Raw genomic sequence first — 3117 nt, forward strand, 5'->3', positions numbered from 1 at the left:
CATCTGTTTATTGGAAAATGATGTAAAATTATCGGGTTACATGGCACAGACTCTCATGTTTTATCTTATCACCCCTCCCATTCGAGATATGCTATTTGCTAACTGGTATTTGATGAGTAGGTGACTGGTATGTTTACCCAGCCTCCACCCGAGTCCTGATTCAGCAGTTCTGATAAGAACCTATTATGGAATAAGCACGATCCCGTTGATGGTAGTGGTATTTCCACTGGTGTACGTTGCACTATTGAAAAAAGGGATGATGGTTCTCATCAGCCCAACGTATGAAAATGCGGAGCATTTTCCAGAAAAAAAGTTACTTTGAAAATACCATATGCTCGACAAATGCATTTGGATCAAGGCTCTTTGTTATTGTGGCATTATACGATAAACCGTCATCTGCCATTACAAAAGTAAACCTCCCTTTCTCTGTCCAATTCCCGGTATATACGGTACCATTTTCAGATATAGTTCCAGATAGGCTTCCTACTTCATCATTCACATTTGTGAGTGGCTCATTTACACCAGATAAGTGAGATCCATTTTGCGTAAGATTATAGGATTTTTTCTCTGTTACCCAGTTACCAGTCCAGGGATTCTTGGGATCGATTATTTCACCAATTCTTGATGCATTGTATGAATAACCTGCAGGTTTACTCATGGAACCATATGGGTCAGCAAATCCTGAAATGGTAAATAACATCTTATCATCTGATAGATTGTAGGTATTTGACCCGGTTTCCACCCATATACCTGAAAACGTTTTTCCATCATCAGAAACATTTCCCTCAAGTCGTCCGGGATCTAATGCATTCAAATCGGTTGGCACATATTCTCCAGCTATCCCGGACTGGTTTTGTGTGATATACATCAAATAATCAGGGTTAGACCATGTTCCGTTCCACGCGGAGGCAGATGTTTTATCTCCTCCTGTATTATTCTCGGCAACTGCCAGACATACAACGCATATACTACAAATTACCAGAAAACTCAACAACGTTCCATGATTCATGATCTTTCACTCACTTATATCGATAGATTATCGTTCGTAATTTTAAATGTGTCGTTATTTTCAACCTGTCGGTCAGGAAAAAAAAGGGTCCGGAGAACAGGTCCCGGAATTATACTGTTTCGCGAATTGCCGGACCAGGTCCCATAACCGGGGCTGGTGGCACTGAGATTATAGATAGCTTCCATGGCTTTGGGTTATCTTCGGCAATTGCACTCAGGAAATATGTGCCAGACTCGGGAACATCAACGATCCGGAATATTTGTGGAGAGATTTTGTTAAAATTCGGCTGGACATACGTATTGCTCGCATCCATGACATAACTCCCGTTTGAGTACGTGAGATAATACTGAGGCGATGCTGCCTCGGTCTCTTCTCTCTGGAAGAAATACTCTCCTTTCTCAAGCGTAATGGGTGGTGAAACAGTGGTACCGGTTCCGGATAGATTCACTGGTGTCTTCAGGGGATTACTTATATCAAACTGGCTTACCTGTGCAGTCCAGATACCGGAACTCGATATATTGATAGAGCACTCATCCTTTGTCGGGATTCCAAATGCAAGAGTGCCATTATATGGCTTGGTTGTCCGTGTTTCCGTTGATTGTGCCCAGCCCTGTTTGCATATCTGGTTGATCATTAATGTCTGGGGGTCATTAGCCTGAAATGAAAGGATAATAATTCCTGGTTCAGCCTGCAGGCTTGCATTTGGGTTCTCATTTGATAACGTGGCAAGAGTTGGTCCGGTTGGTGGAACTGACTCAACCATTACAGTAGTGGGAGACAAAGAAGCATCTGTAGTTTGTATGGTGTCAGCCTGGACAAATCCGCAGGTAGCAATTCCTAGTACTACGAAAAGGCCGAGCAGAAGCAAAATTTTCATAGATAAATTAACCATGCTTTAGGTATAAATTTTTAGACACCCTCCAGCTTTTAGTCAACCTGAAAAAGAGTGTCTCCAATATCCTGAATATTGGAGAGATCGTACCTGTATATGTGGGTCCATGGCAGTATCCTGGCGAGACATAAAAACTCAATTAACCGGATTGGATGCAGATACTCTCATCTCTCTCATTCATGATCTGTATGCTCTGAATAAGGAGAACAAGGTATTCCTGCAGGGAAAAGTTGGCGGTAAAGGAGCATATGCCGGTCTTCTGGAGGACGGGATAAAGAAGATCATACATGAGTTCTTTCCTGAACGAGGCTTTGGAAAAGCCAGGATTGCCCCTGTTAAAAAGATCATATCAGGCTATAAGAAAGCGACCGGTGATCCTATCGGGATAGCTGATCTGACACTTGTATTTATTGAGCAGATAGTAAAATATTGCAGCACATATGGGGGGATGGAAGAATCGAAGTATTCATCGCTCAGCGTTGCGATGAATGATTTGTTTACCATTCTAAAGACCTGTCCTGCAATTATTGATGTACTGAATATCGAAGACCGCCTCATTAAAGCTCATGCTGATGCCTCAAATTGTGGATATGGTGTCGAAGATGAGATATCAGAACTTATTGATGATATCGCAGATCTTGGATAGAAGTTTGCATTATTAGAGTAATTCCTCGTAGACTTTCTCTCCACGGGATAACGCCTCACCGATGGGAGTAAATGAATCCCTGACTACCATATACACTTCCCTTTTAAACGGAATTATCAAATCCACCGTTTCCTGAAGTGGTACCCATCTCCAATTCACAAATTCTGATTCTTTCCCTTTATGTTCTTTCAGGACATTTATTTCGGTGTCTTTTCCAAGGAAAAGCAGGGCAAACCACTCCTGTTGCTGACCCTTGTATTGCGTGGGTTCAAGGAAATCATAACATAAATATCCTGGGATTTTAGAGATTATACGGCCGTTATCAGTTCCGATCTCTTCATTCATCTCCCTGAAAACAGCATCTTCAGGTTCTTCACCGGCTTTAACTCCTCCCTGGGGCATCTGCCATGAACCTCTAAAGTCCCGCCGCTCTGCGACAAGCACCAATCCCTTCTGGTTGAAGAGACAGATTCCGACATTATGCCGATAATCTTTATTTTTGTGTTTTAGATGAATCATTGTACATCCTTTATCATATTATGATGGTCACCATATTTACAGGAAAAAGAG

At 42.0% G+C, this 3117-nt stretch carries 4 protein-coding genes; 1 reads left to right on the forward strand and 3 read right to left on the reverse strand.

Annotated features, from left to right (window positions below; all coding sequences use genetic code 11):
* Positions 1-313: 313 nt before the first annotated feature.
* Entirely contained in the window at positions 314-868 is a 555-nt protein-coding gene (locus tag VN429_RS05730) for a hypothetical protein (protein WP_325630800.1), read from the reverse strand.
* Positions 869-1118: 250 nt separating this feature from the next.
* A complete protein-coding gene (locus VN429_RS05735) occupies positions 1119-1886 on the reverse strand; it encodes a hypothetical protein (protein ID WP_325630803.1) in 768 nt (255 codons plus the stop codon).
* Positions 1887-2007: 121 nt separating this feature from the next.
* Here VN429_RS05735 and VN429_RS05740 point away from each other — a divergent pair, with 121 nt between their 5' ends.
* On the forward strand, positions 2008-2547 hold the full coding sequence (locus VN429_RS05740) for a DUF6155 family protein (RefSeq protein ID WP_325630805.1): 540 nt from the start codon (positions 2008-2010) through the stop codon (positions 2545-2547).
* Between the two features lie 12 nt (positions 2548-2559).
* Here VN429_RS05740 and VN429_RS05745 read toward each other — a convergent pair whose 3' ends face one another.
* Entirely contained in the window at positions 2560-3066 is a 507-nt protein-coding gene (locus VN429_RS05745) for an RNA pyrophosphohydrolase (protein WP_325630807.1), read from the reverse strand.
* Between the last annotated feature and the right edge of the window lie 51 nt (positions 3067-3117).

This window comes from Methanospirillum sp., from assembly GCF_035560735.1.
Lineage (GTDB): Archaea > Halobacteriota > Methanomicrobia > Methanomicrobiales > Methanospirillaceae > Methanospirillum.

Coding starts and splice junctions, on each gene's coding strand:
- VN429_RS05730 (WP_325630800.1), bottom strand. CDS start 868: ATGTATATCACACAAAACCAGTCCGGGATAGCTGGAGAATATGTGCCA.
- VN429_RS05735 (WP_325630803.1), bottom strand. CDS start 1,886: ATGAAAATTTTGCTTCTGCTCGGCCTTTTCGTAGTACTAGGAATTGCT.
- VN429_RS05740 (WP_325630805.1), top strand. CDS start 2,008: ATGGCAGTATCCTGGCGAGACATAAAAACTCAATTAACCGGATTGGAT.
- VN429_RS05745 (WP_325630807.1), bottom strand. CDS start 3,066: ATGATTCATCTAAAACACAAAAATAAAGATTATCGGCATAATGTCGGA.